At 72.6% G+C, this 2,872-nt stretch carries 3 protein-coding genes and 1 pseudogene; all 4 read right to left on the bottom strand.

The window, feature by feature from the left end:
* Positions 1–82 precede the first annotated feature (82 nt).
* Positions 83–409 carry a hypothetical protein gene (locus tag CCN51_RS53985; RefSeq protein WP_106436380.1) on the bottom strand — a complete coding sequence of 109 codons (327 nt, stop codon included), beginning with the start codon at positions 407–409 and terminating at the stop codon, positions 83–85.
* 247 nt (positions 410–656) lie between these two features.
* A pseudogene (locus CCN51_RS53980) lies at positions 657–788 on the bottom strand (substrate-binding domain-containing protein); the annotation flags it as partial.
* Positions 789–852: 64 nt separating this feature from the next.
* Positions 853–2,124: an MFS transporter gene (locus tag CCN51_RS48820; protein WP_014177172.1), complete on the bottom strand. Its 1,272-nt coding sequence runs from the start codon at positions 2,122–2,124 to the stop codon at positions 853–855.
* 57 nt (positions 2,125–2,181) lie between these two features.
* The gene (locus CCN51_RS48815; RefSeq protein WP_014177171.1) at positions 2,182–2,775 is read right to left on the bottom strand and encodes a winged helix-turn-helix domain-containing protein; all 594 of its coding nucleotides are present in this window, start codon (positions 2,773–2,775) and stop codon (positions 2,182–2,184) included.
* Positions 2,776–2,872: the final 97 nt, after the last annotated feature.

Here is a 2,872-nt window from a genome sequence, read left to right as displayed (position 1 = left end):
GCGTCTACACCGTCGCGCGCGACGGTGTAGACGCGCATCGTCATCTTCGGCCGTTCGCCCCGGGCGGGTCGGTTGTCGGTGTTCACGCGGCTCCCTTTCCCGTGACCGGTGCGAGGAGCTGGAGCACGGTGCGCAGGCTCCGCTTCACCGCGCCCAGGTGGTAGGCAAGTTCTTCCGGCGCGGCGGTGGCGAGTTCGAGGGATTCAGCCCCTGCCAGGGGCTGTCCGGCCACGATGACCACCGCGCTTTCCAGGCCCTCGCGGGTGGGCTTGCCGGCCGTGATGCACGCAGGGCACAGGCCCGAGTGCGGGTCGGCGGGGTCATGGGGCCCGAAGCCCCCGGGGGTGGCGCACAGAGCGCACCCGGGCCCCGGGGAGGGGGCAGGCGTGGTTCGGGTGTTGGCGGTCACCGGGCGACCGCCATGCTGTGCTGTCGGGGGCCCGTGTCCCGGGCCTCGGGCCGCGAGAGGGCCGTACTCGGCGCGGGAGGCACCGTCCCGGCCCGATGACGGCCACGTTTCGTCTTGGACCCGGAGGGTCCGAGACGAAACTTGCACCCGCCCGAGCCGAATGCCGCGAGACGGCGCACAGGCGCGGGCGAAGCGAAGCGCAGCCAACCCGCAGCGCACCTGCCGCAGATGCGGTGGGCTACGGCACCTACGACGATCCCCGCCGCACCAGTTCGGTCGGCAGCACCAACTGTGGCCGCTTCGATGTGCGCTCACCCTGGGACTCGATCTCCTCCAGCAGCACCCGGACCATGGCTCGCCCCATCTTCTCCGTGGTCTGCCGGACGCTCGCAGCGCCTGCCGGGCCTGGGCCCTGGGATGGGCCCGGGGAGGTGGCGGATGGCTCAGGGGGCCACGCCCGGCCGCCGCCGGGGCAGTTCGGCGTGCCGCACCGCGTCGGAGGCCAGGGCCATGGCCGCGCCCAGGCCGGCGAAGGCGCCGCAGCTGATGAACACCGGGGCGGCGCCCCAGACTCCGATGGCGGCGCCGACCAGCGGATAGCTGAGGGGCGCGAGGCCGACCATGGTGAGCATGACGACGGAGGTGACCCGGCCGAGATAGGCCGGGTCCGCCGCGGTCTGGATGAGGGCGTTGTCCAGGCTGCCGAAGACGCCCGCGTTCAGCCCGACGACCGCGGCCAGTACCGCGGCGAGCCACAGGGTGGGCACCAGCGCGATGGTGGCCGCGCCCGCGCAGCCGACGAGCAGCGTCCCGGCCATCATGAGGCCGGCACGGGGCAGCCAGCCGACGATGGCGAGCAGCGCGGCGCTGGCCACGGCTCCTGCGCTGAAGCTGCTGACGATCCAGCCGTAGCCGGAGGGGCCCCAGCCGCGTTCGGCGTTGAGGAGCACCATGCCGACGTTGAGGGTGCCGGTGAGCCCGAGTTCGCAGACGGCGCCGGCGGCGACGAGCGGGCCGATGAGGCGGTGGCGGCGGATGTAGCGCAGGCCGTCGAGCAGGTCCTGTCGCGCGGTGCCCGGCTCCGGCCGCTCGGCGTCGGGCGTCACGAGGGACCGTATCCGTATCGTCAGCAGCAGCGGCAGGGACAGCGCGAAGAGCAGGCCGGCGACGGTGAAGGCGGCCGCGGGTCCACCGAGTCCCATGGCCAGGCCGCCGATCGGCGGGCCCGCGATCTGGCCGAGGCGCATCGACAGCGAGCGCATGCCGGTGACCCGGGCCAGCTGGTCAGGGCTGGTGATCCGGGGTGGGAGGGCACCGACGGCGGGTACGAACAGCGCGTCGACGGCGCCGAAGACGAGCGCCACCGCGACCAGGATCCACAGGGCCGGCGCCGTCAGCGCGATGCCGGCGGCCACGGCCAGGATGAGGAGACAGCGCAGCGCGTCGCTGCCGAGAATCACCCGGCGGGGGTCGAACCGGTCGGCCACCACGCCCCCGGCGAGCATGAGTAACGCCCGTGGGAGCGCCCCAGAGGCCATGACGAGGCCGACTTCGGTAGGGCCGGCGGCCTTCTGGGCGGACCAGCCCAGGGCGACGAAGTACACGCTGTCGCCGACGAGGGAGACGGTGTACGCGGTGAGCCAGCGCAGCACGTTGCCGTCGCGGTGGGCCGGTGTGGTGGCGTGTTCGGGCGGGGCTGTATCTGTGGTGGCCATGGTGGGCTCCTGGGCTCCTGGGCTTTTGGGCTCCGGTAAGTCGCGGATACGGCTGTGTCAGGGCCGGAAGGGGAAGCCGTAGAGGTGCACGGACACGTGCTCGCGGTCCTCGGTGTCGCCTGCCGCCTTGGCGGCGTTGCCGCGCTCCCGCCAGCGCCGGGCCAGCGCCTCGAGTTCGTCGCTCATCTCGGCGAGTTCGGCCGGGGTGAGGTCGAGCAGCCACTCGGATGTGAAGGACGCGTCGGTCCACGCCTTGCCCCAGGCGGACTTCTGGTCGAGATACGCGCGGTACTGGGCGATGCGGGTGTCGAAGATGCCGCGGGTCACGGCGCTGACCGCGGCGGCGCCCTCGGGCGTGTCCGCGAAGTCCGAGTCGCGGAAGCCCCAGCCCTCCTCGGACGCCACCTGCCACCACCGCTCGCGGCCGTCGGTGCCCTGGCCGCTCGCCTGGGTCACAAACCCGTGCTCGGACAGCTTCCGCAGGTGGTAGCTGACCAGCGACGGCGTTTCGTCGACATGCTCGGCGAGCTGAGAGGCGGTCGCGGTGCCCGCGGCGTACAGCAGCCGGTAGAGCTGCATCCGCAGCGGGTTCATGAACGCCCGCAGCCGTGACAGCTCGGTGATCCGCTCGGGCTTGTGCTTCGGTCGCATGCCCTCACCGTAGATATGAAGCGAAAACTTCGCAATAACCGCTTCAGAGTTGGGGGGCGGATGCTGGGGGGCGACGCGCCCTGGTCGGGGTGGGCGT

The sequence above is a fragment of the Streptomyces milbemycinicus genome (assembly GCF_002154605.1).
Lineage (GTDB): Bacteria > Actinomycetota > Actinomycetes > Streptomycetales > Streptomycetaceae > Streptomyces > Streptomyces milbemycinicus.
This window is presented reverse-complemented; position numbering and strand designations above follow the sequence as displayed.

Coding starts and splice junctions, on each gene's coding strand:
- CCN51_RS48815 (WP_014177171.1), bottom strand. CDS start 2,775: ATGCGACCGAAGCACAAGCCCGAGCGGATCACCGAGCTGTCACGGCTG.
- CCN51_RS48820 (WP_014177172.1), bottom strand. CDS start 2,124: ATGGCCACCACAGATACAGCCCCGCCCGAACACGCCACCACACCGGCC.